25 protein-coding genes are annotated in these 23,311 nt (G+C 65.1%); 13 read left to right on the top strand and 12 right to left on the bottom strand.

Going from position 1 to position 23,311, the window contains the following annotated elements; all coding sequences use genetic code 11:
- Nucleotides 1-176 precede the first annotated feature (176 nt).
- From IR187_RS04025 to IR187_RS03990, 8 genes are all read right to left on the bottom strand, one after another.
- A complete protein-coding gene (locus IR187_RS04025; protein WP_194953415.1) occupies nucleotides 177-710 on the bottom strand; it encodes a F0F1 ATP synthase subunit B family protein in 534 nt (177 codons plus the stop codon).
- Complete coding sequence (locus IR187_RS04020) at nucleotides 703-1,200, bottom strand: F0F1 ATP synthase subunit B family protein (protein WP_194953414.1); 498 nt, start codon at nucleotides 1,198-1,200, stop codon at nucleotides 703-705. The genes IR187_RS04025 and IR187_RS04020 overlap by 8 nt, the downstream gene beginning before the upstream one ends.
- 71 nt (nucleotides 1,201-1,271) lie before the next feature.
- Complete coding sequence (locus IR187_RS04015) at nucleotides 1,272-1,502, bottom strand: F0F1 ATP synthase subunit C (RefSeq protein ID WP_037515205.1); 231 nt, start codon at nucleotides 1,500-1,502, stop codon at nucleotides 1,272-1,274.
- A gap of 42 nt (nucleotides 1,503-1,544) precedes the next feature.
- Entirely contained in the window at nucleotides 1,545-2,297 is a 753-nt protein-coding gene (locus tag IR187_RS04010; RefSeq protein ID WP_194953433.1) for a F0F1 ATP synthase subunit A, read from the bottom strand.
- Between the two features lie 50 nt (nucleotides 2,298-2,347).
- Complete coding sequence (locus IR187_RS04005; protein WP_194953413.1) at nucleotides 2,348-2,677, bottom strand: AtpZ/AtpI family protein; 330 nt, start codon at nucleotides 2,675-2,677, stop codon at nucleotides 2,348-2,350.
- 210 nt (nucleotides 2,678-2,887) lie between these two features.
- Nucleotides 2,888-3,289, bottom strand: coding sequence for a YdbL family protein (locus IR187_RS04000; protein WP_194953412.1), 402 nt, complete (start codon nucleotides 3,287-3,289; stop codon nucleotides 2,888-2,890).
- A 17-nt stretch (nucleotides 3,290-3,306) separates the two neighbouring features.
- A complete protein-coding gene (locus IR187_RS03995) occupies nucleotides 3,307-3,522 on the bottom strand; it encodes a YnbE family lipoprotein (RefSeq protein ID WP_324187637.1) in 216 nt (71 codons plus the stop codon).
- Entirely contained in the window at nucleotides 3,519-6,686 is a 3,168-nt protein-coding gene (locus IR187_RS03990) for a YdbH domain-containing protein (RefSeq protein ID WP_228765522.1), read from the bottom strand. Before IR187_RS03990 ends, IR187_RS03995 begins: the two co-directional genes overlap by 4 nt.
- 166 nt (nucleotides 6,687-6,852) lie before the next feature.
- Here IR187_RS03990 and radC point away from each other — a divergent pair, with 166 nt between their 5' ends.
- Nucleotides 6,853-7,542 (top strand): RadC family protein, encoded by a 690-nt coding sequence (radC, locus tag IR187_RS03985; RefSeq protein WP_194953411.1) that lies wholly within the window; start codon nucleotides 6,853-6,855, stop codon nucleotides 7,540-7,542.
- A 62-nt stretch (nucleotides 7,543-7,604) separates the two neighbouring features.
- Here the strand turns inward: radC and IR187_RS03980 are convergent, their stop codons facing one another.
- Together IR187_RS03980 and IR187_RS03975 are read right to left on the bottom strand one after the other, a co-directional pair.
- On the bottom strand, nucleotides 7,605-8,066 hold the full coding sequence (locus IR187_RS03980; protein ID WP_194953410.1) for an EF-hand domain-containing protein: 462 nt from the start codon (nucleotides 8,064-8,066) through the stop codon (nucleotides 7,605-7,607).
- A gap of 28 nt (nucleotides 8,067-8,094) precedes the next feature.
- Nucleotides 8,095-8,394 (bottom strand): hypothetical protein, encoded by a 300-nt coding sequence (locus IR187_RS03975; RefSeq protein WP_194953409.1) that lies wholly within the window; start codon nucleotides 8,392-8,394, stop codon nucleotides 8,095-8,097.
- 204 nt (nucleotides 8,395-8,598) lie between these two features.
- Between IR187_RS03975 and purB the strand changes: the two genes are divergently transcribed.
- The 8 genes from purB to IR187_RS03935 all read left to right on the top strand — a co-directional run bounded on the left by purB (nucleotide 8,599) and on the right by IR187_RS03935 (nucleotide 16,329).
- On the top strand, nucleotides 8,599-9,915 hold the full coding sequence (gene purB / locus IR187_RS03970; RefSeq protein ID WP_194953408.1) for an adenylosuccinate lyase: 1,317 nt from the start codon (nucleotides 8,599-8,601) through the stop codon (nucleotides 9,913-9,915).
- Between the two features lie 66 nt (nucleotides 9,916-9,981).
- Nucleotides 9,982-10,314, top strand: a complete 333-nt coding sequence (locus IR187_RS03965; RefSeq protein WP_324187636.1) for a LapA family protein — start codon at nucleotides 9,982-9,984, stop codon at nucleotides 10,312-10,314.
- Entirely contained in the window at nucleotides 10,311-10,985 is a 675-nt protein-coding gene (pyrF, locus tag IR187_RS03960) for an orotidine-5'-phosphate decarboxylase (RefSeq protein ID WP_194953407.1), read from the top strand. Before IR187_RS03965 ends, pyrF begins: the two co-directional genes overlap by 4 nt.
- Before the next feature lie 108 nt (nucleotides 10,986-11,093).
- The gene (locus IR187_RS03955; RefSeq protein WP_194953406.1) at nucleotides 11,094-11,723 is read left to right on the top strand and encodes a phosphoribosylanthranilate isomerase; all 630 of its coding nucleotides are present in this window, start codon (nucleotides 11,094-11,096) and stop codon (nucleotides 11,721-11,723) included.
- 102 nt (nucleotides 11,724-11,825) lie between these two features.
- On the top strand, nucleotides 11,826-13,046 hold the full coding sequence (gene trpB, locus IR187_RS03950) for a tryptophan synthase subunit beta (protein WP_194953405.1): 1,221 nt from the start codon (nucleotides 11,826-11,828) through the stop codon (nucleotides 13,044-13,046).
- Between the two features lie 199 nt (nucleotides 13,047-13,245).
- Nucleotides 13,246-14,040 (top strand): tryptophan synthase subunit alpha, encoded by a 795-nt coding sequence (trpA, locus tag IR187_RS03945; RefSeq protein WP_194953404.1) that lies wholly within the window; start codon nucleotides 13,246-13,248, stop codon nucleotides 14,038-14,040.
- Nucleotides 14,037-14,888, top strand: a complete 852-nt coding sequence (gene accD, locus IR187_RS03940) for an acetyl-CoA carboxylase, carboxyltransferase subunit beta (protein ID WP_194953403.1) — start codon at nucleotides 14,037-14,039, stop codon at nucleotides 14,886-14,888. The genes trpA and accD overlap by 4 nt, the downstream gene beginning before the upstream one ends.
- 109 nt (nucleotides 14,889-14,997) lie before the next feature.
- Entirely contained in the window at nucleotides 14,998-16,329 is a 1,332-nt protein-coding gene (locus IR187_RS03935) for a bifunctional folylpolyglutamate synthase/dihydrofolate synthase (protein ID WP_194953402.1), read from the top strand.
- Nucleotides 16,330-16,333: 4 nt separating this feature from the next.
- Here IR187_RS03935 and IR187_RS03930 read toward each other — a convergent pair whose 3' ends face one another.
- Both IR187_RS03930 and IR187_RS03925 read right to left on the bottom strand, forming a co-directional pair.
- Complete coding sequence (locus IR187_RS03930; protein ID WP_194953429.1) at nucleotides 16,334-17,737, bottom strand: MFS transporter; 1,404 nt, start codon at nucleotides 17,735-17,737, stop codon at nucleotides 16,334-16,336.
- Nucleotides 17,738-17,850: 113 nt separating this feature from the next.
- A complete protein-coding gene (locus tag IR187_RS03925; RefSeq protein WP_194953401.1) occupies nucleotides 17,851-18,288 on the bottom strand; it encodes a response regulator in 438 nt (145 codons plus the stop codon).
- A gap of 154 nt (nucleotides 18,289-18,442) precedes the next feature.
- On the opposite strand from IR187_RS03925, the gene IR187_RS03920 reads away from it, so the two are divergent.
- From IR187_RS03920 to IR187_RS03905, 4 genes are read left to right on the top strand one after another with little or no spacing between them, the layout of a single operon-like run.
- Entirely contained in the window at nucleotides 18,443-19,306 is an 864-nt protein-coding gene (locus IR187_RS03920) for a pseudouridine synthase (protein WP_194953400.1), read from the top strand.
- A complete protein-coding gene (gene rsmD, locus IR187_RS03915) occupies nucleotides 19,303-19,845 on the top strand; it encodes a 16S rRNA (guanine(966)-N(2))-methyltransferase RsmD (protein ID WP_194953399.1) in 543 nt (180 codons plus the stop codon). The genes IR187_RS03920 and rsmD overlap by 4 nt, the downstream gene beginning before the upstream one ends.
- Before the next feature lie 54 nt (nucleotides 19,846-19,899).
- Entirely contained in the window at nucleotides 19,900-22,197 is a 2,298-nt protein-coding gene (locus tag IR187_RS03910; protein ID WP_194953398.1) for an ATP-dependent helicase, read from the top strand.
- A gap of 53 nt (nucleotides 22,198-22,250) precedes the next feature.
- Nucleotides 22,251-23,300, top strand: a complete 1,050-nt coding sequence (locus tag IR187_RS03905) for an aspartyl/asparaginyl beta-hydroxylase domain-containing protein (RefSeq protein WP_194953397.1) — start codon at nucleotides 22,251-22,253, stop codon at nucleotides 23,298-23,300.
- Nucleotides 23,301-23,311: the final 11 nt, after the last annotated feature.

Below are 23,311 nucleotides of genomic sequence, written 5' to 3'. Positions count from 1 at the left end.
GGCAGCGTTTCAGGCCGATACCCCCCCCCACCCCCGCCTGCGGCGGCGGTCCCCCTCCCCGCAAGCGGGGAGGATTTTGATGTCCGCAATCGGTCGATAACCGCCACGGAAGCGAGGCACAGCAAAACGCCCGCGGAAATCCGCGGGCGCTCTGTTATCCGACGGCAGCGGCAGACTTAGCCTTTGGCAACGCCCGCAATCGCCTGATCGACCAGTGCCTTGTCGGCGGCGGCGTCATGCTTGTCGGCAATCAGCATCGCAGCGGCCTCGGTCGCGGCCTTGGCGGCGGCGGTGCGCACCTCAACAAGCGCGCTGGCCTCGGCAGCCGCAATGCGGTCTTCGGCCATCTGTTTGCGGCGCGCGATCAGCGCGGTCGCGTCGGCCTTGGCCTTGGCAACCAGCGCTTCGGCCTCGGCATCGGCGCGGGCGCGCATGTCGTCGGCCTCTTTCGCCGCCGACGCGAGCTTCGCTTCATACTCCGCCTTCAGCGATTCGGCTTCGAGCCGCAACGCTTCGGCCTCGTTCAGCTGGCGCGAAATCTCGGCAATCTTGTTGTCGAGCATGCCCGCAACGATCGCCGGCACCTTCTTCCACAGAAGAATTGCGATGAAGAGCGCCATCGCGATCGACACCCAGCCGGTTGCCGTGATGAAACCGAAAGACGCCGGTTCGGTCGTCCCTTCGGCGAGGATCAGTGCAAAATCAGCCATGGATCACCGCCTTCACCGCTGCCTTGGCGTCAGCCGCTGCAATCTTCACCCCAGACAACCGTGCAACGAGGTCGCCCGCAGCGTCGGCCGCAACTGACTCGATTTCCGCCATCGCCGATGTGCGCGCTGCGCTGACCTCGGCCTCGGCCGCGGCAAGCTTGTCGGCAAGCTCGGCATCGACCTTCGCAAGGCGCTTTTCGGCGTCCTTAGCGGCCTTGTCCTTCGCGTCGGTCACAGCCTGTTGCGCAGCAGCGCGACTTGCCTCGCTCTGCTGGCGATAACTTTCTTCCAGCGCATCGGCGGCAGCATGCGCCGCCTTGGCCGCCGCCAGATCGTCGGCCACCTTGCGGTCGCGCGCGTCAACCGTCGCCTCGATCTTCGGCAGCATACCGCGGCCGATAACGAAAAAGACGAAGCCGAAGGTCAGCAGCACCCAGAAAATCTGCGATGCGGCGTACCAGCTTTCAGCGAATTGGCTGATTTGAGGCATGGATGTACTCGACCGGCTAAGAAAATTTCAGTCGCGGAGCCGAACCGTCAGGATCGGCTCCGCAAACGGGATCAGGCTGCCTTAAGGTACAGCAAGATCGCGATAAGGAACGACAGCAGGCCGAGAAGTTCGGCAGCCGCGAAGCCGATGAACAGGCGGCCCTGCTGGCCATCGGCAGCAGCAGGGTTACGCAGCGCGCTTTCGAGGAAACTACCGAAGACGTTGCCCACACCGATGGCGGCCATACCGGCACCGATAGCGGCCAGACCGGCGCCGATGAGCGAAGCAGCTTGAACGTCCATTTTATACTCCTTGGGAAAAACGTAGATTATACAGTTGAAAAATCAGTGCAGATTGATCGCGTCGTTCAGGTAGAGCGAGGTAAGCAGCGCGAACACATAGGCTTGGATGCCTGCCACCAGCAGCTCGAGGCCGCTGATTCCGACCATCAGTGCCATGGCGGGGATGCCGACGCCAATTCCGATCGCTGGGCTGGCAGCAAGGCCGTCGATGATAAACGAGGCGAACACCTTCATCAACACGTGCCCCGCCGTCATCGCGACGAAGAGCCGCAGCGCGAGGCTGAACGGGCGGACGAGGAACGACACCAGTTCGATCACCGGGATCAGCCACATTAGCCAGATCGGGGTACCGTGCGGAACAAAGAGCGAGAAGAAATGCAGGCCGTGGCGCCAGAAACCCACAATCAGCACGATCGCAAAGCTCAGGATCGCGAGCACACCGGTGATTGTGAAATGGCTCGTCACGGTAAAGGGATGCGCCCCGAACAGGCCGATCGGCATCAGGCCGAGCACGTTCAGCATCAGGATGAACATGAACAGCGAAAAGACATAAGGCGTGTACTTGCGGCCCTCGGGGCCGATATTCGCATTCATCATCCCCGAAATAAAACCGGTAAAGCCCTCGACGGCGACCTGCCAGCGGCCGGGAACGAGCTGGCGTTTCATTCCCCCGATCATGAAGACCCAGAGCAGTAGGCCCGCAATCACCATCCACATCGCGCTCGTGGTAAAAGCCACCTCGTGATTGCCGACATGAAACATGTCGAACATCTTCTGCACCTCGAACTGGTGCATCGGGTCCACTTTGCCTTGATCCGCCACGCGATACCTCGCCTAAAATCCAGTCATTCCGGCTTCGTGGGCCGGGCGTTCGCAATCCGAAATATGTTCCTGAAGGCGACCACTATTCCAAGGAACAGCACCACCAACAGACCCCAAGGGGCCGTGCCGGCAAACCGGTCGATTACCCAACCGACCAGCGCGCCACCACCGATCCCGCCCAGCAGCTCGGCCAGAACGCGGTTGCCGAGCCGGTAATTGGCATCGGATTCCGGTCCGGCGTTCACCGCGGTCCGCTTCGCTTCTGCGGCTTCGGCCCGGTCCAATCGCTCGGTGAGCGAGACCAGGCGCGAATCCTCTGAAGCTGCTTCCGGATCGCTGCCGTTCTCCGTCATTTTCTGCCATCCTCCTGAAACAGAACCGGAAAGCCCCGATTCCGCCTGCGAAAAAAGGCCCGAAAAATCGGGAGACCCCTAAGGCGCGGTCCGTTTAGGAATGACGTCCGATTAAGTCAATGCTTGTGGTGCTGCGCACAAAAATGCCGCCGCGTTTAGGGAGCGCGGCGGCATGTCGCGCCCGCGGGCGCGCTTGAACTTGGGTGATCGTTACGGACAGCTGGGGTTGCGCACCGGCGGGCTGCTGTCGCGCGTCAGCCAGCGGCCGTCGGGCGCCTGATATTTTTCCCCCGGCTTCGTGTTCGCGATCAGGTTGCAACCGCTGGTGAACGCAAACTGCTGCACCGTGCTGCCGGTCGCCTGCGCGCGCTCGGTATAGGCGGCCTTGCGCTTGATGTTGATATCCTCGACCAGCGCGCGGATTGCCGGGGTCGGCGCCGTCGCAAAGCCGAGATAGCCGTCGGGCTGCTCGCCGACCTGGCCCGCCGCCCGCGCTGCGGCATAGGCGGGGTCGCGCTGCGCCATCGCCGACGGCACGGCCAGCGCAATCGCGGCGGTCGCGGCCACGGCTGCCAGCGCCAGGCCGGTCGGTTTCCACATTTTCACACGCATCTTGTCATTCCCTGTCATCAGAATATCTCGCTATTCTGCTCGATGAGCTTCTTGGCATCGCCATCCAGCCTGTACACCACTTCCTGACGAATGTTGATGTTCAGGTTGATCTCGATCGGCTTGTCGGGGGTGTCGATCTGCACACAGGCCGCGAGGGTCGCCGCGCAGGTCATCACCGCCAGACTGCGAGCGATAATGGCACGCCTCCTTGCTCGGTTCTTGCTCTCGTTCATCGCATAGGCTCGCTTTCTGGAGGCTGAACGGTTGGATTCGGACGGTTGCGCGCCGCCTCCGCTTCTTCCTGGGCGCGGATCAGCGCGGGCAGATTCTGCTCGATCAGCAGAGACGGGTCATAAAATCCCTTCGCAGAGGTGAGCAACTGGCGGAAGGGCGCGGTGATCTTGACGTTGAAGACAAGCGGCAACTTTGCAATCTGGTTGGTCAGGAAATTGCGCGCCGCCCCTTCCCCCTGCCCCACGCCGCCAAAGCGGATATCGGTCACCATTTCGCCGTCAAGATCCCCGTTCAAAATGATCGTCAAATCGTCATATTTCAGGCTGCGCAGCGCGCCAAAAGCAAAATTGGCGATCACGCCGAGATTGCGGTTCGACAATTCGCCGACATAGGCGAGCGTCCCGCCGCCCTCGCGCGAATCGATGCGCCCGCCGACGATGCGGCCGCCAAGGCCGCTGAACTCGACCGGCAACGTCCCGTCGAACTTGCCCGTCGCATTGATATTCTCGAACCCGAAGCTCTGCAGAAACACCGCGGCGTCGACCCCGACAATGTCGAACGACAACCGCCGCGTCTGGTCCGCCCCGAAATCGAGCGTTGTCGGGTGGAGCAGCAATTGCCCCCCGGCAAAGGGCCAGCTGCCACCCTCGACCCGCACGCGATTGTCGCCGAGCAGCTGATATTCGATTTCGCCGTCGAGCACCGGGATGCCGGGATTGATTTCTTTGATCCGCGCGATCTGGCCGGGCGCCGAGCGCAGACCGATCAAATCGTCGAAGGTCAGCGTCGAGGTCAGTCCGCTCACCGGCCCGAACGCGGCGGCCAGGCTTGCGTCGGCGGTCGCAAAGGTGCCGCGGCTGGTTACGCCATTGGCGGTCCACTCGATGCGCCCGTCGCCGACGACCGATCCCTGTACATTGGCGACGACGCCGAGCGCGAGGCTGGTCAGCCGATCGGGCTGAAACCGCTCGTCGAACCGCAGTTCCTTGACCAGCAAGTCCGCTGAACCGCTGCCATCGGCCAACCGGTGCCGAATGACGGTATCGAGGACTTTCGTGCCGGTCGTTCGTTCGTTGAAGCCTGCCTTGGCGTCGATCACCCCATCGGCAAAGCGCAGCGTCGCATCGCTGCTGATCAGCGGGGCAAAGCGCGCCTCGGGCGCAGCGTCCGTCAGGAGAAGCCCGCCATCGAGCGTCAGCGCGCCATCCACCCAGCGCCATGCGCCCCCGATCTCGCTCATATTCAGCGGTACCGCGCCGATCTTGCCGCTGGCGCCAACCAGCTCGCCGGCCATGCCCTGCGCGGTAGCGCGTCCGGCGATGGTCCGGGCGCCGAAGCGAGTGAAGCTCTCGCCCTCCCCCAGCCGGAAATCGGCGAGCGCGAGCGACCAGCGCATCGAAGTCAGGTCGATATTCGCCGGGCCACTCGTCATCGCGAACGGCGAACGGCCACTGGTGCCGCGCAGATTGATGCCGGGGATGCGAATATAGCCGCGCAGCCCGCCCGGCCCCGCGCTGAGCAGCGGCGCTCCGGGACGGCTGCACAGGTCGATCGCGCTGCGGCCAAGCTGGAAACCCGACGCGGTGATGCCGCCCGCGCTCACCCGGCTGCATCCGCCGTCGAGCGCAAGCGCGCCGGTCGGCGTCAGAAAGCCGTTCAGCGGGACGCTCAGCCGTTCGATTCGGCCACCGGCCAACGGCCCCGACAACTCGGCGCGCGTCGCAAAGCGCAGCAGGCCGGTGCGGTCGCCCGAAAAGCGCACCGGCGCTAGTGCGAGCCGTGCGCCGCCCGCCTGATAGGGATCGAGGTTGGCAAATCCCGTGATCGACCCGTCGCCGCGGCGATCGAGGTTGACCGAACCCGTTGGCAAGTCGGCACCGCCAAAACTCCATCGGCCCGCGGCGAGAACGGCGGGCTGCGCGGCTCCGTAAACATAGCTGATGCGGCTGTCCGGGCTGCCGGTAAAGCGCGCCCCGCTCGCGCTCGCCAGTTGCGGCGCGATCAGGTCGATGCGCGCCAAATCGCCTGCGCCAGCCAGCGCGAAACCGGCGCTGCCGCCGACATCGGCCAGCATCCGGCTGAGCGCCGCACTGGCTTTTGTCGCCATCGGCCCGAGCGGCGTTTCCGCAAAGCCGCTCATGCTGTCCACCAGCGCGCGCCGCATCGCCGCGCTGCCGCTGGCGCGCGCGAAGCGGACTTGGCCGTCAAATTTCGGGGCTGATCGACCCACGACCCCCTTGGCATCGATGCTCACCGTCTCGGCAGCGAAGTCGGCGCCGCGTACCCTTGCCATATCGGCGCCTACGTCCAGCTTCGTAGCAGCGGTGGTGCCATCAAGCCGTGCCAGAACGCCCAAACGCTCGGCCTGCACTGGCCCCGCCACCAACTGCGCAATGCTGGCGTCAGCCTCGCCTTTCCAGCTTTGCAGATCTTCGGCCAGCGATACGTCGAGGGCGATTTGCGGCGATGCCGCCGAAAAGCCCGCGTCATGGCAGGCCATGCTCCGACCGCGCAGCGGGCCGACCAACTGCGGGCGCACGTTCCGGACCAGCAGCGTACCATAGAAACTGACCTCTTCGCCGCGACACCCCGCCACATCGAGTTCGGGCGCCACGAGCGCCAGTTTGCCGGTGAAGTCGCGGCGTAAATTGCCGCCCCCGTTCAGGGCCGCGCCGACGTTGCCCCACGGGGTTTCGACGCGCGCGCGCGCGTCGCGCAGCTGGACTGTGACATCGGGCAAGGCAATGGGGTCAGTGCTGGTCGGGTCGCGAAACTTGTCGAGCGCGCCGAGCGACAGGCGCCCATCGACCACGCGCCCGTAGAGCCGCACGCCCTCGGCGCGAATCTCGCTGACATAGGGTCCGGACCAGCCATAACCCAACAGCAGCTCGACCTTTTTAGCCACCAGGTCGGGACGCGCCGGGTCGCCGATGACCAGATTCGACAGGCGTTCCGATCGAAAGCCGATCGCGTCGATCTGATAGCGCGCCGGCACGCCCAGATTGTCGAGTTCACCCTCGATGAACTGGTCGGCGATCGGTTCGCGGGCGATCCACGCCCCGGCAACGACCACGACCACGGCCCCTGCCGTCATCCAGCGCTTCTTGAACAACAGCGTCCGGCGCCGCCATCGCCGTCGCGGTGGATCCTCGCCCTCGTTCATCGCGGGACCGCGTGTGGCGTCATGGCGTTGTTCGATCCCTTGATCTGGCGAAACTCAGGGGAACAACGCTACGCATCCTACTTTGCTGCAAGAAACTGCTCCGGATCGCCATCATTCGGTTCCTATGACCGTTGAGTAGCGCTCACAAGCCGGTTATTTGGCACCCATGGATGCGCCCGCCTCGCCGCCCGATCATGTGGGTCACCGCGCGCGGCTGCGCGGGCGCCTGCTCGGTGGCGACGCCGATGGGATGGCCGATTATGAACTGGTCGAATATCTGCTCGCACTCGCAATTCCACGCCGCGACACCAAGCCGCTGGCCAAGGCGCTGTTGCGCGAGTTCGGGTCGTTGGCACAGCTGGTCAGTGCCGATCCCGAATCGCTGCGCCGGGTCGACGGGCTGGGCGACACGGGCATCGCCGCGCTCAAAATCGTCCAGGCGACCAGCCTGCGTTTGCTGAAGGGTGGATTTCGCGACAAGCCTCTGCTTTCCAGCTGGGACGCGCTGCTCGACTGGCTGCGCGCCGATATGGCGCCGATCGATATAGAACGTGTCCGCGTCCTGTACCTCAATTCGCGCAACATGCTGATCCGCGACGAGCTGGTCAGCGAGGGATCAATCGACCAGTCGGCGATTTATGTGCGCGAGATCGTCAAACGCGCCCTGGAACTCGGCGCATCGGCGATCATTCTCGTCCACAATCATCCCAGTGGCAGCCCCGAACCCAGCCGACAGGATATCGCGATTACACGCGATATCGCCGATGCCGCAGGCCGGCTCGGCATCACTCTCCACGACCATATCATTGTTGGCGGTACCGAAACGCGCAGCTTCCGCGCAATGGGACTTTTGTAGCGCGCAAAAAGATACAGCCGCCGGATCGCTCCGACGGCTGTACCACCCCGCGGGTCACCCGATCAGGCGCCGCGCGAAAGGAACCCGGTCAGTTCGGCCTTGTCGACACCGCCCGACTTGTCGGCATCGGCAGCGGCGAAAGCCTGGCCAATCCACGATTTCACGTCGGCCGACTCGGGATCGACGCTCGGGTCGGTCGCCACGCGCAGCTTTTTCATCCACGCGGCGAATTCGGCTTCGTTGAGATTACCGTCGGCATCGGCATCATAGGCGGGAAATTCCTGATCGACGATTTGCGCGATCTGGGTCGGGCTGGCCGCCGCGCTCGTCGGGGCCGGCTCGCTTGCCGCGGGCGGGGTCGCGGTGTCGGGCATCGGTTCCGACGGCGGCATCGTTGATTCGGGCATCGGCGCGGGCTCGGCGGCCGTCGGTGGCGTCATCGGGTCCGTAGCGGGATCGGCGGTCTGGGCCAGTGCCGGAAAACTCATAGCCGCGGCGCCAATCATAAGCATTTGCTTCAACATCTTTTATCTCCTGATGGGTTTAGGTGGGTTATTCAGGTTCCGAACCGGGGGTGGGCTCCGTTTCCAAAGCAGGTTCGTCAGTCGGTGGGGTGGGTTCGGCTGAAGGCGCCGTGTCGTCCGGCCAGCCGTCCTCCGTCGGCGCCACATCACCCGCGGGCGCATAGTCTTCGGCCGGCTCACCGTCGGGCGCGGGAGGCGGCGCCGTCGCATCGTCCGGACTAGTGGGCGACTGCGTCGTCGGCGCCGGTTCCTGTTCGGTTGGCGGCGTGGTCTGCGCCATCGCGGGCAGGCTCATTGCTGCGGCGCCAACCAGAAGCATATGTTTCAACACTGGAAATCTCCTTTCGGGGCGACCTTTGATCGTTTCATGTTCGGTCGCTGGATGGATGGGGCATCAAAACAACCCGCCGCGTTTCGCCATGGTTGCCGTCAGGCGGCATTTGGCGAAACGCCTTGTCCCTGCTACGGGGCGCCCCGGCCCGGTTGCGCTGCGATTCCGCGGCGGACCGCCCGCAATCGGAAAGGAAATTCGATGGTTCCGCGTTACGCCAGACCGGAAATGACCGCGATCTGGTCGGCCGAAAACCGGTTTCGCATCTGGTTCGAGATTGAAGCCCATGCGACCGATGCGCTTGCCGAACTCGGAACCGTTCCGCAATCAGCCGCCAAGGCCTTGTGGGATTGGTGGGCGACGAATCCCGCGATCGACGTTGCCGCGATCGACGCGATCGAGGCAGTCACGAAACATGACGTCATCGCCTTCCTGACCTGGGTCGCAGAAAATGTCGGCGACGAAGCGCGCTTCATGCACCAAGGCATGACCAGTTCGGACGTGCTCGACACCTGCCTCGCGGTCCAGCTGGCGCAGGCCGCCGACATCCTCCTCACCGACCTCGACTCGCTGCTCGAAGCGATCAAGCGCCGTGCTTTCGAACATAAGCTGACTCCGACGATCGGGCGCAGCCACGGCATTCACGCCGAGCCGGTCACCTTCGGGCTGAAACTGGCCGAAGCCTACGCCGAATTTTCGCGCTGCAAGGCGCGGCTTCAGGGCGCGCGCACCGAGATTGCCACCTGCGCGATCTCCGGCGCGGTCGGCACCTTTGCCAACATCGACCCGCGTGTCGAGGCGCATGTCGCGGCGAAGCTCGGTCTGTCGGTCGAGCCCGTCTCAACCCAGGTCATCCCGCGCGACCGCCATGCGATGTTCTTCGCCGTGCTGGGTGTCATCGCTTCGTCGATCGAACGCCTCGCGGTCGAGGTGCGCCACCTCCAGCGCACCGAAGTGCTGGAAGCCGAAGAATATTTCTCGCCCGGCCAAAAGGGGTCATCGGCGATGCCGCACAAGCGGAACCCCATTCTCACCGAAAATCTCACCGGCCTCGCCCGCATGGTGCGTAGCGCGGTCACGCCAGCGATGGAAAATGTCGCGCTGTGGCACGAACGCGACATCAGCCATTCGTCGGTCGAACGCTTCATCGGCCCCGACGCGACGATCACGCTCGATTTCGCGCTCGCGCGGCTCACCGGCGTCATTGACAAATTGCTCGTCTATCCCGAACGGATGCAGAAGAACCTCGACCGCATGGGCGGCCTGGTCCATTCGCAGCGGGTGTTGCTTGCGCTGACCCAAGCGGGCGCCAGCCGCGAGGACAGCTATCATCTGGTGCAGCGCAACGCGATGAAAGTGTGGGAAAGCGACGGCCAGCTGTCACTGCTCGAACTGTTAAAGGCCGACAAAGACGTCACCGCGCGCCTGTCGACCGAGCAACTCACGGAACTTTTCGACCTCGGTTACCATATGAAGCATGTCGACACGATTTTCGATCGCGTGTTCGGCGCTGGATAGGCCGGACTGGAAAGCCGTGCCGATCTGGCTTAGGGTCGAACCCGACCGACAGAGGAGCATGATATAGTGGGCATCTTGCGGACAATCATCTGGGTCTTGCTGACCGCGGTGCTGGTTATTTTCGCGATGGCGAATTGGCTTGCGGTGACCGTCACCATCTGGCCCGGACAGGTGCTCGACACCAAATTGCCGGTGTTGATCCTCGCATCCTTCCTGATCGGCAGCGTGCCGATGTGGATCGCGCTGCGTACCACGCGCTGGTCGTTGAAACGCCGCCTCGATGCCAGCGAGCGCCAGCTTGCCGACATGCGCGCGCTCGCCAACCGTCCGGCCGATCCGGCACCCGCCGCCACCGCCCCCGTCAACGATATTCCGCCCTCGCCGCTGGAGACCCCATGAGCTCGCCGCTTTATCTCGCCATCGACCACCCGCATCTCGACGCCGCGCAGACGCTGGCGCAAAAGGTGCGGCACCATGTCGGCGGGTTGAAGCTGGGCCTCGAATTTTTCTGCGCCAACGGGCATCATGGCGTCCATGAAATGGCGAAGATCGGTCTGCCCATCTTCCTCGACCTGAAACTGCACGACATTCCGAATACGGTGGCCAAGGCGATCCAGGCGCTGCGTCCGCTCGAACCGGCGATCCTGACCGTCCATGCCGCGGGCGGCCGCGCGATGCTGGAAGAAGCAAAGGCTTCAGCGGGGCTGAATACCAAGGTCGTGGCGGTCACCGTCCTCACCAGCCTCGACGCACCCGATCTGGACGACATCGGAGTCGGCGGCACCCCGCACGACCAGGTTGTCCGGCTGGCGGCGCTGGCGCGCGAATCCGGCCTCGACGGGATCGTCTGTTCCGGACAGGAGGTCAAGGCGGCGCGTAAGGCCTGGCCGGGCGGTTTCTTTGTCGTCCCCGGCGTCCGCCCCGCCAATGGCAAGGCGGGAGACCAGAAACGGGTTGTGACCCCGGCGCAGGCCATGGCCGACGGCGCGTCGATCCTGGTCGTCGGACGCCCGATCAGCCAGTCGCCCGACCCCGATCTGGCAGCCCGCGAGATCGAAGCGACGCTTTAGTCACCCACACATCCGTCATCCCGGCGCAGACCGGGATCTTCGCCGGTGCGCCCTTTCGCACCGCGGAGATCCCGGTCTGCGCAGGAACAGCGACAGGAAAAGATGCCCATGCCCCCATTCGTCAAAATCTGCGGTCTCTCCACGCCTGAAACGGTCGATGCCGCGATCGAATATGGCGCGACGCACATCGGCCTTGTGCATTACGAACCCAGCCCGCGCCACGTCGATCTCAAGACCGCGGCGGAACTGCGCAAGCGCGCCGGGCGGCACGTCCAGGTGGCGCTGCTGCTCGTCAACGCCTCGCAGCAACTGACCGGCGAGGCGCTGGCGACGGTGCGGCCCGACATCGTCCAGTTTCACGGCGGCGAGACCGCCGAATGGCTGGCGGTCGTCAAACGTCTGGTGCCTGCCGAAATCTGGAAGGCGGTCGGGCTGAAGGATGCCGGAACGCTCGAGCGGATCCGCAAATATGAAGGGGCGGCCGACCGCATCCTGTTCGATGCCCCGGCGGCCGCACTCCCGGGCGGCACCGGCACCCGGTTCGACTGGACGCTGCTCCAGAACCATCGTCACACCATCGACTGGGGCATCGCCGGCGGCCTGACCCCCGCCAACGTCGGCGAAGCGCTCGCCGCGACCGGCGCGCCGCTGGTCGATGTGTCGTCGGGCGTCGAAAGCGCCCCGGGCGTCAAGGATGTGGACAAGATCGCCGCTTTCCTTAAAGCGGTCGGTCGATGACCACGGCACACCCCCTCGTCCTGCACACCGGAAAACGATGGCGCTGATCGCTTGAGACCTGATCTTCAAGTGAATGCCCACCCGTAACCGATGGATATGACGATGACCGACGCCCCGACCCTGCCCAACAGCCTTCGCTCCGGCCCCGACGACCGCGGCCATTTCGGCCAGTTCGGTGGCCGCTATGTCGCCGAAACGCTGATGCCGCTGATCCTCGACCTCGAACGCCATTATCGCGCCGCGCAGGCCGACCCCGCGTTCAAGGCCCAGTTCGATTACCTGCTGAAAAACTATGTCGGCCGCCCCAGCCCGCTGTGGCTGGCGCAGCGCCTCACCGACCATCTCGGCGGCGCGAAAATCTATCTGAAGCGCGAGGACCTGAACCACACCGGCGCGCACAAGATCAACAATTGCATCGGCCAGATCCTGCTCGCCAAGCGGATGGGCAAGACCAAGATCATCGCCGAGACCGGCGCGGGCCAGCATGGCGTTGCAACCGCGACCGTCGCGGCGCTGTTCGGCCTGCCCTGCACCATCTTCATGGGCGCGGTCGACGTTGCGCGACAGCAGCCAAACGTGTTCCGCATGAAATTGCTCGGCGCCGAAGTTGTCGCAGTGGAATCGGGCGCAAAGACGCTGAAGGACGCGATGAACGAGGCGCTGCGCCACTGGGTCGCGAACGTCCACGACACTTTCTACATCATCGGCACCGTCGCGGGGCCGCACCCCTATCCGCAGCTCGTGCGCGATTTTCAGTCGGTGATCGGCGACGAGGCGCGCGAACAGATTTTGGAAGCCGAGGGCCGCCTGCCCGACATGCTGATCGCACCGGTCGGCGGCGGGTCGAACGCGATCGGGCTGTTCCACCCGTTCCTCGATGACACGGACGTCGAGATCGTCGGCGTGGAAGCCGCGGGCGAAGGGCTGGACGGCAAGCACGCTGCCAGCCTTGCGGGCGGGAGGCCCGGCATCCTCCACGGCAACAGGACCTACCTGCTTCAGGACGAGGACGGCCAGATCACCGAAGCGCACAGCATCTCGGCAGGCCTCGACTATCCGGGCATCGGCCCCGAACATAGCTGGCTCCACGACATCGGCCGCGTCCGCTACGAACCCGTCACTGACGAGGAGGCGTTGACGAGCTTCCAGAAGCTGACGAAACTCGAAGGCATCATCCCCGCGCTCGAAAGCGCGCACGCGATCGCCGCCGCCGAACGCATCGCGCCAACGCTGGGCAAGGACAAGATCATCATCGTCAATTGCTCGGGGCGCGGGGATAAGGATATCTTCACGGTGGCCGACGCGCTGGGGGTGAAACTATGAGCGCCCGCGTAATCCCTTCTCCCTTGACGGGAGAAGGATACGAAGCCTTGCCGCCGCAGGCGGTTAGGCGCAGTTGGATGAGGGTGAGCGAGCCAAAGGCTCGCGCGATCGTATTGCGATCGCAAACCCCTCACCCAGCCACGACTAGCCAGCAAGCTGGCAAGTCTGCGCAACCCTCTCCCGCAAGGGGAGAGGGGAAATGAGCACCCGCTTCGCCGCCGCCTTCGCCAAACCCCACCCCGCGCTCGTCGCCTTCATCACCGCAGGCGACGGCAACACCGCTGCGAATCTCGACGCGCTCGTTGCGGGTGGCGCCGATGTGATCGAGCTTGGCATGCCGTTTACCGATCCGATGGCCGATGGCCCCGCAATCCAGCAAGCGAACCTGCGCAGTCTCGCCAAGGGCACGACTACCGCCGACATTTTCGCCACTGCCGCCGCCTTCCGCCAGCGTCACCCCGATACCCCGCTTGTCCTGATGGGTTATGCCAATCCGATGACGATCCGCGGCGGCGACTGGTTCGCGGCCGAATGCGCCAAGGCGGGCGTCGATGGCGTCATCTGCGTCGATGTTCCCGCCGAGGAAGACCCCGAACTCGGGCCCGCGCTCCGTGCCGCGGGCATCGACCTGATCCGCCTCGCTACGCCGACCACCGACACCGCGCGCCTGCCCGCCGTGCTGAATGGCGCGGGCGGCTTCCTCTATTATGTCTCGGTCGCCGGCATCACCGGCCAGCAGCAGGCCGCACAGGCGAGCATCGACGAAGCCGTCGCGCGGCTCAAGGCCGCAACCGACCTGCCCGTTGCCGTGGGCTTCGGCGTCCGGACCCCGCAACAGGCTGCCGAAATCGCCAAGGTCGCCGATGGCGTCGTCGTCGGCTCGGCGCTGGTCGAACTCGTCGCGCAGCATGGCGACGCCGCGGCCCCGCATGTCGAGGCTTTCACCCGCACCCTCGCCAATGCTATCCATAGCGCCAAGGAGATCGCCGCATGAGCTGGCTCGACCGCGTTCGCAACGCCCTGCCCTTCACCGCCAAGCGCGATACCGCCGATAATCTGTGGCACAAATGCCGCCAGTGTCAGCAGATGGTGTTCGTCAAGGAATGGGAAGATAATCTGAACGTCTGCCCGCGCTGCGACCATCACGACCGCATCGGCGCCAAGGAACGCTTCGCGCAATTGTTCGACGGCGGGCTGCACGAAATGATCGCCGCCCCCGCCGCGCCGGAAGATCCGCTCAAATTCCGCGACACCAAAAAATATGTCGACCGCATCAAGGCGGCGCGCGCGCAGACCGGCGACCGCGACGCCTATCAGAATGCCTTTGGCCGTATTTCGGGCCAGGGCGTCGTGATCGGCGTGCAGGATTTCGCTTTCATGGGCGGATCGATGGGCGTCGCTGTGGGTGAAGCCTTTGTGGCGGGCGTCGAAAATGCGATCAAACGCGGCGTCCCCTATATCGCGATCACCGCGGCGGGTGGCGCGCGGATGCAGGAAGGCACGCTGTCGCTGATGCAGATGCCGCGCGCGACCGTCGCCTTGGCGCGCCTCCGCCGCGCCGGCCTGCCCTATATCGTCCTCTTGACCGACCCGACCACCGGCGGCGTCACCGCCAGCTATGCGATGCTCGGCGACGTGCAGATCAGCGAACCCAAGGCGCTGATCGGCTTCGCGGGCCAGCGCGTGATCGAAAACACGATCCGCGAAAAACTGCCCGAGGGCTTCCAGCGCGCTGAATATCTGCTCGATCACGGGATGATCGACATGGTGGTGCATCGCAAGGAGCTGCCGGAGACGCTGGGCCGGTTGATCGGCTATCTGGCGCCCGAGAAGGCTGCCTGACTTTCCAACCTCGTCATTGCGAGCGGAGCGAAGCAATCCAGAGCCTGCGTAAACCGCCCTGGATTGCTTCGCTCCGCTCGCAATGACGGACCCAATTAGGCACACGGCCATGCCCGACCACGCCCACAGCACCGACCCCGCCGTCCAGGCCCAGCTCGATCGCCTGACCGCGCTGTCGCCGGGACGCGACATCCTCGGCCTCGAACGCATTGCCGAACTTTGCCGCCGCCTCGGCGATCCGCAGCACCATCTGCCACCCGTGTTCCATGTTGCCGGAACCAACGGCAAGGGTTCGACCTGCGCCTTCCTGCGCGCCGCCATTGAAGCACAAGGCCTGACCGCGCATGTCTATTCCAGCCCGCACCTCGTCCGCTTCAATGAGCGCATTCGCCTCGCCGGAACATTGATCGACGACGCGCTGCTCACGGCGCTGCTCACCGAAGTCCTCGACGCCGCGCACGACCTGCAAGCCAGCTTCTTCGAAGTCACGACCGCCGCCGCCTTCCTCGCCTTCGCGCGCGCACCCGTCGACGCCTGTATCGTCGAAGTCGGGCTTGGCGGGCGGCTCGACGCCACGAACGTCATCGCCGCGCCGACCGTATGCGGCATCGCCTCGCTCGGCATCGACCATGAGGCCTTTCTGCTCGCGCCCGAAGCCGATGTGCCTGCGCCGCCGCACGACCGCATCGCCTTTGAAAAGGCGGGGATCGCCAAGCCGGGCGCGCCGCTGGTAACGCAGGCCTATCCAGCGTCGATGCGCGCGGTGATCGCCGCGCGCGCGGCGGCGGTTGGCGCATCACTCGTCGATCGCGGCACGGCGTGGGACGCCCGCGTCGTCGACGGCCGCCTCGCCTATCGCGATGCCCGCGGCGCGCTCGATCTGCCACTCCCCGCAATGGCGGGCGCGCATCAGGCCGACAATGCTGCGCTCGCGGTCGCGATGCTCCGTCATCAGCACGCCGTCCGCATTGACGAAGCCGCGCTCTCCGCCGCCATGACACGTGCGACTTGGCCCGCTCGAATGCAGCAGCTCGGCGCCGGGCCGCTCACCGCCCTGCTTCCGCCGTCCACGACGGTCTGGCTCGACGGCGGTCACAACCCCGACGCGGGCGTCGCCCTTTCGCGCGCACTGGAAGGCGTGGCGACGCTCCACATCGTCTGCGGCCTGCTCTCAAACAAGAATGCGATGGGCTTCCTGCGCCCCTTCGCCGACCGCATCGCCACGTTCAGCGCGGTGCCGATCCGCGGTCACGAGCATCATGACCCGAAGGATCTGTGCTGGTGGGTGCAGGACGGGCTCGGCATCGTCGATGCCCGCCCGTGCGACAATGTGCCGACCGCGCTGCGCCAGCTTGCGGACGCGCCCGGCGACGTCCTCATCTGCGGCTCGCTCTATCTCGCGGGCGAGGTGCTCGCGGCGAATGACGAGATACCCGCCTGACCCATCAGGCCGCCGGCTCTTTCGCAGCGCTCCCTGCGCGGCCCGCCGTGCCCACTGACAGTTCGACCAGCCCGCTGCGCATCATCAGCCAGAAAAGGATGATACCCGGCAGTGCGGCGACCACGGTGAGCAGATAGAAATTGACGTTGCCGAATGCGTCCATCATCGCGCCCGCGGTCGTGCCGGTCAGGAAGCGCCCGACGATGCTGGCAGCCGAACTGATGAGCGCATAATGAGCAGCGGTGAAACGCAGATCGCATAGCGCCGAGAAATAGGCGACGACGACGACGCCGCCGATCCCGCTGGCGATATTTTCGAACGCGATCGCGCCCGCAAGGCCCCAATTGCTGTGCCCGGCGGCAGCCAGCAGCGCGAAGCTGAAATTGCTGACCGCCATCAGGATCAGGCTGAGCAGCACCGATTTTTTCATGCCAAGCCGCGCGTAGAGCGCGCCGCCGATGAAAATGCCGATCAGATAGGCCCAGAAGCCGATACCGACGTCATAGATGGCGATCTCGTCATTGCTGAAGCCCAGATCGTCGAGCAGCAGGCGCAGCGTCAAATTGGCGAGCGTGTCGCCGATTTTGTGAAGCAGGATGAAGAGCAGCACCAGCCACGCGCCATGGCGGCTGAAAAATTCGGTGAAGGGGCCGACGATGCCCGCGAGGATGCCCGGCCGTCCTTCGCGCTGCACCGCCTCGCGGTGGCGTTCGGGTTCTCCGACCCACAGCGCGGCGATCACCGCCGGAAGCGCGAGCAGCGCGCAGACGAAATAAGCGGCCTCCCAGCCCTGGCGCGCCGCCATGAACAGCGCGATGGCGCCCGCGCCTGCCGATCCGATGCGCCAGCCATATTGCGACATGCCCGACCCGACGCCCAGCTGTTCGGGCTTCAATATCTCGATGCGATAGGCGTCGATCACGATGTCGAACGTCGCACCCATCAGCCCGACGAGCACCGCACCCATCGCCATTTCGAAGAGCGCCGCAAATTCGCCCTCGCGCCCAAGGCCGAACCATATCATCAACTGCCCGACCGGCGACTGGCCGACCCGCGCGGGATCGACCATCGCAAGATTCGCGACCGCCAGCATGACAAGCGCGGCGGCCAGGATCATCCAGCTCACGCGCTGGCCGACGAATCGGGCGCCAGGCAGCCGGACGGCATCGACCACCCACGCCCAAAGCGGCTTTAGATTATAGGCAAGAAAAGCGAGCGAGAAGGCGGTGATCGACGATTTCTGAAACCCGTCCTGCGACAATCGCGTCGTCAGCGTTGCGCCGATCATCGCGTAGGGAAAGCCCGACGAAATGCCGAGCAACAGCGCCGCCAGCGGCGCGCGTTCCAGATAGGGGCGAAAGCTGTGCCACCAGCTATGCGGCGGCGGCGTTGTCACATCCTGCGGCAAGTCGTTCGTCTCCCCGGCGCGGCCGAGGACCGGCGCGGCGCCCAAGTGATGGGCCTAAAGCCTCCCTGCCAAATTGGAAGCGGGTAATTGACCCGCCCGCCGGTCCGCCGTGCTCAGGCCGCGGCGGGGCGCCACCAGGTCGTCAGGCCAGCGACCTTGCGCGGCGCCTGATTCTTGCAGATCATCGTTTCGAGCGCCTTCAGTGCGGCAACCAGCGCCGACGGGCTGTGCGGCTTGTCGAGGCAGGCCATGGCAATGTCGCTTGCGTCTTCGGGGCATTGACCGGTTACCAACAGCACCGCGATGCCGCGGTCGCGCGCCAAGCGGGCAACCTCGCGTCCGGTCATATGTCCGGCAAGCCCCAGGTCGAGCACCAGCGCGTCGATCTGTTCGTCAGCGATAATCGGGACCGCGGCCTCGCCCGAATCGACCGTCGCGACGATATCGTAACCGCTGTGTTTCAGCGTCCGCTCGTTGTCGAACGCCACCAGCGGATCATCCTCGATGATCAGCAGCCGCTTGATGCAGGACGGGCGGGATGCGAAGAGCATAGGGTCTCCCTTTGATCGCGCCATGACGTGCCCGACGCCGTCGTGCAAGATTGCTTCGGCTTCCCATCGACGAAGCGACACGTTTCCGGCTATGAGCGTGGCTACAGAGCAACAGTCGTTGCCACATAACGATACGAAAGCCGCACCCGTTCCCATGACCACCCGCCGACCTCCCCGCACCACCTCGCGGAACGCCGCCAAGCCCGCGGGCGACCGCGATGCGCCAAAGGGGCGCCGCGCCGCGCGCGGTTCTGTATCAGCACTCAAGGCGAAACCCGCCGGTGCCGAACGCGACGAGGACGGACCGCAGCGGATCGCCAAGCTGCTCGCGCGTGCCGGGGTCGGTTCGCGCCGCGACGTCGAACGGATGATCGAGGAAGGCCGCATCGCGCTCAATGGCGAAGTTATCGCGCAGCCCGCGCCGTTGCTCGCCTCGCTCGACGGCCTCACCGTCGACGGCAATCCGGTGGCCAAGCCGGTCTCGACGCGGCTCTATCGTTTTCATAAGCCCGCGGGCTGCATCACCGCGGCGCGCGACCCGAAAGGCCGCAAGACGATCTACGACCTGCTCCCCAAAGATCTGCCGCGGCTGATGCCGGTCGGGCGCCTCGACTATAATACCGAGGGGCTGTTGCTGCTCACCAACGACGGCGCCTTCAAGCGTCAACTCGAACTGCCCGCCAGCGGCGTCGAGCGCACCTACCGCGCGCGGGCGTTTGGCGACATCAGCCAGGAACAGCTCGAAGAACTGGTGATGGGGATCGAGATCGACGGGGTCCGCTATGGCAAGATCGACGCCAACCTCGAACGCCGCACGGGGCGCAACCAGTGGATCGAAATGACGCTGACCGAAGGCAAGAACCGCGAAGTGCGCAAGGTGCTCGAACATTTCGGTTTGCAGGTCAGCCGCCTCATTCGCACCCGCTATGGCGCGTTCGAACTCGGTGATCTGCCGCTCGGCGCGGTCGATGTCGTGCCGCGCGACGAATTGTTCAAATTTCGCCGACACCTGAAATGAGGGTCATTTCGGGGGAATGGCGCGGACGCAAATTGGTCGCGCCCAAGGGCGACGCGACGCGGCCGACGGCGGACCGGACGCGCGAAACCCTCTTCTCGATGCTGACCAGCCGCCTTGGCAGCTTCGAGGGGTTGATGGTCGCCGACCTGTTTGCCGGGTCGGGTGCGCTGGGGATCGAAGCACTGTCGCGCGGTGCCGCTGCCTGCCTGTTCGCCGAGCAGGACCACGCCGCGCTCGACGCGCTGCGAGCCAACCTGTCCAGCCTCGGCGCAACCGCGCGCGCCGACGTGCGCGCCGGGTCGGTGCTCGGCCTCGGTCCGGCGCCGCGCGCCTACGATCTGCTGATGCTCGATCCGCCCTATGGCACCGGCGCCGCCAGCGTTGCGCTCGACAAGCTGCGCCGCCTCGGCTGGATCGGCCCCGACAGCTGGGTTTCGGTCGAAACCGGGCATGGAGAAAACGTCGAGGTCGCAGGCTTCGCCATCGATGTCGACCGCAAGGTCGGCAAGGCGCGGCTGACGTTGCTGCGGCTCGCATAACAACCCACCGCGCCAAGCTGGACAGCGCCGCCACTGTTCCCTAATCGTTCGCGCGTGAACGATGCCCCTGCCTTGCTGCCCGATCCTTCGGACCCGCCCTATCTTCAGGGCTTGAACGGGCCGCAGCGGCAGGCGGTGCTGACGACCGAGGGGCCGGTACTGATGCTCGCGGGGGCGGGCACGGGCAAGACCGCCGCGCTCACCGCGCGGCTCGCGCATATCATCGCGACGCGGCGCGCCTGGCCGTCCGAGATCCTTGCGGTGACCTTCACCAACAAGGCGGCGCGCGAGATGCGCGAGCGGATCGGGCGGATGATCGGCGACGCGGTCGAGGGGATGCCATGGCTGGGTACCTTTCACAGCATCGCGGCCAAGATGCTGCGCCGCCATGCCGAACTGGTGGGGCTCCAGAGCAATTTCACAATCCTCGACACCGACGACCAGCTGCGCGTCCTTAAACAGCTGATCCAGGCCGAGGGACTCGACGAAAAGCGCTGGCCCGCGCGTCAGCTCGCCGGGCTGATCGACAAGTGGAAGAACCGCGGCCTCACCCCCGCCGACCTCGATGCCGCCGACAAGGAAGCCTATGCCGACGGCAAGGGACAGCATTTCTACGCGCTCTATCAGGCGCGGCTGAAGACGCTCAACGCCTGCGACTTCGGCGATCTGCTGCTGCACATGCTGGTAATCCTGAAAACCCACCGCGACGTGCTCGAACAATATCAGGAGCGCTTCAAATATATCCTCGTCGACGAATATCAGGACACCAACGCCAGCCAGTATCTCTGGCTCCGCCTGCTCGCGCAGCAGCGCAAAAATATCTGCTGCGTTGGCGACGATGACCAGTCGATCTATTCATGGCGCGGCGCCGAGGTTGCGAATATCCTGCGCTTCGAAAAGGATTTTCCCGGCGCGACGGTTATCCGGCTTGAACAAAATTACCGCTCCACGCCGCAGATCCTCGCCGCGGCGTCGGCGCTGATCGCGCAGAACAGCGACCGGCTCGGCAAGACACTCTGGACCGAGCTCGATGCGGGCGACAAGGTCCGCGTCGTCGGCGTCTGGGATGGCCCCGAAGAAGCGCGGCGGATCGGTGAGGAGCTCGAAGACCTCCAGCGGCAGCGCATCTCGCTCGACCGCGCCGCGATCCTTGTCCGCGCACAGTTCCAGACGCGCGAGTTCGAGGACCGCTTTATTGCGATCGGCATGCGGTACCGCATCGTCGGTGGTTTCCGTTTTTATGAGCGCGCCGAAATCCGCGACGCGCTTGCCTATCTCCGCCTCGTCCAGTCGCCCGCCGACGACCTCGCGTTTGAACGTATCGTCAACGTCCCCAAACGCGGGCTGGGCGACAAAGCGCTGGCGCGCATCCACCAATTCGCCCGTCACGAACGCGCGCCGCTCTTTCACGCGGCGTCACGGATTACCGAAACCGACGAACTCACCCCGCAGGCGCGCCGCCAGCTGGCCAATTTCGTCGCGCAGATGCGCGGTTGGCAGGCAAAGGCCAACGCGCTGTCGCACCCCGAACTCACTCAGCTGATCCTCGACGAATCAGGCTATACGACGATGCTCCAGGCCGATCGCAGCGTCGAAGCCGCAGGACGGCTGGAAAACCTTTCCGAACTCGTTCGCGCGATGGAGGAATATGAATCGCTCGAGGCGTTCCTTGAGCATGTCAGCCTCGTCATGGATCGCGACCAGAATGACGACAGCGAAACCGTCACCATCATGACGATCCATGCCGCCAAGGGTCTCGAATTCGATCATGTCTTCCTCGCCGGCTGGGAGGACGGCGTTTTCCCCTCGCAGCGTTCGATGGACGAGGGCGGCACCGCCAGCCTCGAGGAAGAACGCCGCCTCGCCTATGTCGCGATCACCCGCGCCCGCCAGCGCGCGAGCATCTATCACGCCGCGAACCGCCGCATCTACGGCCAGTGGATGAGCAGCATCCCCAGCCGCTTCATCGGCGAAATCCCGCCCGAGCATGTCGACAGCGAAAACAGCTTCGGCGGCGGACAGAGCCTGTGGCGCGCCAACTGGTCGGCGCAGGGCGACCCCTTCGCGCATGTCGCGGAGCGCCAGCCGTCACGCATCATGACGCGCGGCCCGGCATGGCAGCGCGCGGTGGCCGCATCGAACACCGTCACCCACGCGCCCGCGCCCTCCGAGCGCGGCCCCGCTGCGTCGGTCGGCGCCAAGCCGCGCGCCGACCTGGCGATCGGGATGCGCGTGTTCCACGAAAAATTCGGCTATGGCGAAATCATCGACATCGACGGCAACAAGCTGGAGGTGGAGTTCGACCAGGCAGGCAGCAAGCGCGTACTCGACAGCTTCGTGCGCGCCGGTTGAAGCGCGAGGGGCGTTCGCTTGCAAAGACCGGATGCCGCGTTATGGCATAAGCGATGACGGCACCGACGACATGGCTCGACCAGGCGCGCGACGCACACCGCCGCGGTGATATCGTGGCGGAGACGACAGCGCTGGATGGTGCGATCCGCGCCGACCGCAGCAATATCGCTGCGCTGCTTGCAATGGCCGAGCTCAAACGGCGAATCATGGACGATCGTGCAGCGGGCAGTTTTTATCGACTTGCTCTCGCCACCGCGGCGCAGGCACGCAGCGTCCATGCAGCACTCCATCCCGGTCTCCAGCGCGCCGAGGCTTTTGTCGCTGCGACCGAGCGCGCCTTCGCCGATCATTTGCTTGCGCAGCTGGGCGCAGCGGGCATCGATCGGGGCACTGCACCGCCACGCGTCGCCCAAGCGCTCCGGATGCTTGCGGGCGAACAGGCACTTTACCTGCAACAGCCGGGCATGTTCTATTTTCCCGGTCTCGCGCAGCGGCCCTTTTTCGATCGTTCCGAGTTCGAATGGGCACCCGTGCTCGAGGCGGCGACCGACACCATCCGGAACGAACTCTTGGCGTTGATCGAGGGGGCAGCCGACCGCTTTGCCCCTTATGTCACCGCCAGCGCCGACCGGCCGCCACCGAACAACCCGCTCCTCGATAAGCCCGACTGGGGTGCCGCCTGGCTATGGAAAGACGGTGCCGTAGCAGACGGTATGGACCGGCTCTGCCCCGCGACCCTCGCCGCGCTCGAATTGACGCCACAGCCCGTCATTCCCAACCGCGCGCCGATTGCCTTCTTTTCGCGGCTCATGCCCGGCACGCATATCCAGCCGCACCACGGGCTGCTGAATACGCGTCTGATTTGTCACCTGCCGCTGATCATCCCCACCGGCTGCGGCCTGCGGGTCGGTGCCGAAATGCGCGAGTGGCGCGAGGGCGAGCTGCTGATTTTCGACGACAGCATTGAGCATGAAGCGTGGAACCGCGGCACCGACGACCGTACCATCCTGCTTTTCGAAATCTGGCGCCCCGACATCGACACCGACGAACGCGAACAATTGACGCGCATTTTCGCGGCGATCGACACTTATGGCGAACAATAGACAGGAACGGG

It is taken from the genome of Sphingopyxis solisilvae, from assembly GCF_015475875.1.
Lineage (GTDB): Bacteria > Pseudomonadota > Alphaproteobacteria > Sphingomonadales > Sphingomonadaceae > Sphingopyxis > Sphingopyxis solisilvae.
The sequence above is the reverse complement of the archived record's forward strand: the minus strand, read 5'-3'. Positions and strand labels throughout refer to the sequence as shown.

Bases quoted from the DNA above. Each gene is read 5' to 3' on its own strand.
- IR187_RS04025 (WP_194953415.1), bottom strand. From the start codon at position 710: ATGGCTGATTTTGCACTGATCCTCGCCGAAGGGACGACCGAACCGGCG.
- IR187_RS04020 (WP_194953414.1), bottom strand. From the start codon at position 1,200: ATGCCTCAAATCAGCCAATTCGCTGAAAGCTGGTACGCCGCATCGCAG.
- IR187_RS04015 (WP_037515205.1), bottom strand. From the start codon at position 1,502: ATGGACGTTCAAGCTGCTTCGCTCATCGGCGCCGGTCTGGCCGCTATC.
- IR187_RS04010 (WP_194953433.1), bottom strand. From the start codon at position 2,297: ATGCACCAGTTCGAGGTGCAGAAGATGTTCGACATGTTTCATGTCGGC.
- IR187_RS04005 (WP_194953413.1), bottom strand. From the start codon at position 2,677: ATGACGGAGAACGGCAGCGATCCGGAAGCAGCTTCAGAGGATTCGCGC.
- IR187_RS04000 (WP_194953412.1), bottom strand. From the start codon at position 3,289: ATGCGTGTGAAAATGTGGAAACCGACCGGCCTGGCGCTGGCAGCCGTG.
- IR187_RS03995 (WP_324187637.1), bottom strand. From the start codon at position 3,522: ATGAACGAGAGCAAGAACCGAGCAAGGAGGCGTGCCATTATCGCTCGC.
- IR187_RS03990 (WP_228765522.1), bottom strand. From the start codon at position 6,686: ATGAACGAGGGCGAGGATCCACCGCGACGGCGATGGCGGCGCCGGACG.
- radC (WP_194953411.1), top strand. From the start codon at position 6,853: ATGGATGCGCCCGCCTCGCCGCCCGATCATGTGGGTCACCGCGCGCGG.
- IR187_RS03980 (WP_194953410.1), bottom strand. From the start codon at position 8,066: ATGTTGAAGCAAATGCTTATGATTGGCGCCGCGGCTATGAGTTTTCCG.
- purB (WP_194953408.1), top strand. From the start codon at position 8,599: ATGGTTCCGCGTTACGCCAGACCGGAAATGACCGCGATCTGGTCGGCC.
- pyrF (WP_194953407.1), top strand. From the start codon at position 10,311: ATGAGCTCGCCGCTTTATCTCGCCATCGACCACCCGCATCTCGACGCC.
- IR187_RS03955 (WP_194953406.1), top strand. From the start codon at position 11,094: ATGCCCCCATTCGTCAAAATCTGCGGTCTCTCCACGCCTGAAACGGTC.
- trpB (WP_194953405.1), top strand. From the start codon at position 11,826: ATGACCGACGCCCCGACCCTGCCCAACAGCCTTCGCTCCGGCCCCGAC.
- trpA (WP_194953404.1), top strand. From the start codon at position 13,246: ATGAGCACCCGCTTCGCCGCCGCCTTCGCCAAACCCCACCCCGCGCTC.
- accD (WP_194953403.1), top strand. From the start codon at position 14,037: ATGAGCTGGCTCGACCGCGTTCGCAACGCCCTGCCCTTCACCGCCAAG.
- IR187_RS03935 (WP_194953402.1), top strand. From the start codon at position 14,998: ATGCCCGACCACGCCCACAGCACCGACCCCGCCGTCCAGGCCCAGCTC.
- IR187_RS03925 (WP_194953401.1), bottom strand. From the start codon at position 18,288: ATGCTCTTCGCATCCCGCCCGTCCTGCATCAAGCGGCTGCTGATCATC.
- IR187_RS03920 (WP_194953400.1), top strand. From the start codon at position 18,443: ATGACCACCCGCCGACCTCCCCGCACCACCTCGCGGAACGCCGCCAAG.
- rsmD (WP_194953399.1), top strand. From the start codon at position 19,303: ATGAGGGTCATTTCGGGGGAATGGCGCGGACGCAAATTGGTCGCGCCC.
- IR187_RS03905 (WP_194953397.1), top strand. From the start codon at position 22,251: ATGACGGCACCGACGACATGGCTCGACCAGGCGCGCGACGCACACCGC.